Origin of the sequence: Collinsella tanakaei (assembly GCF_016900375.1) — a bacterium.
In the GTDB taxonomy this organism is placed as follows: domain Bacteria; phylum Actinomycetota; class Coriobacteriia; order Coriobacteriales; family Coriobacteriaceae; genus Collinsella.
On sequence record NZ_JACJKB010000068.1, the window covers coordinates 1 to 304 of the forward strand.

General features: G+C 70.1%; 1 pseudogene. It reads left to right on the forward strand.

The window, feature by feature from the left end:
* Positions 1 to 40: 40 nt before the first annotated feature.
* Positions 41 to 304: pseudogene (locus H6A16_RS10640) on the forward strand (IS21 family transposase); the annotation flags it as partial.

The following is a 304-nucleotide window of genomic DNA, read 5'->3' on the forward strand; positions in this document are numbered from 1 at the left end:
GACGGCGATAGCGCGGGCGCAGCCGGTCTCGAAGACCAGCGTGGTCGACACGTTCCACGCCGCCGACGAGAAAGGGGTCGCCTGGGAGGACGTCGAGGGGATGTCGGACGCGGAGGCCTACGCGCTGCTGTTCCCGGAGAGGGTGCACGACGGGCCGGTCTACGCGGACCCCGACTGGGACCGCGTCCACCGCGAGCTCGCCCGGGTCGGCGTGACGCTCAAGCGGCTGCACGAGGAATACCGCGACGGGCAGAGGTCGAAGGGCGAGCCCTTCATGTCCTACGACCGGTTCTGCAAGCGCTAC